This is a genomic window from Arthrobacter sp. SIMBA_036 (assembly GCF_046535135.1).
Lineage (GTDB): Bacteria > Actinomycetota > Actinomycetes > Actinomycetales > Micrococcaceae > Arthrobacter.
The window spans coordinates 1-234 of sequence record NZ_JAWRXG010000476.1; the positions used below are offsets into that span (position 1 = coordinate 1).

At 65.4% G+C, this 234-nt stretch carries 1 pseudogene; it reads left to right on the forward strand.

What is annotated here, in order from left to right:
* A pseudogene (locus tag SB659_RS20585) lies at positions 1-234 on the forward strand (dihydrofolate reductase); the annotation flags it as partial.

Genomic DNA, 234 nt, shown 5'->3' on the forward strand with positions numbered 1-234 from the left:
GCTGAGCGCCACCGTCTATGGGCGGACGATGTATGGGCTGATGCGCTACTGGGACGATGATCAGGAAGGCTGGGATGATGCGCACCGGGCGTTTGCGGCGGCGTGGCGCAAGCTGCCGAAATGGGTGGTGTCGCGGACGCTGACGGAGGTCGGGCCGAATGCCACTTTGGTCAGCGGCGATGTCGAGGCGACGATTGCCGGGCTGAAGGCGGAGCGTGAGGGGGAGATGACGAT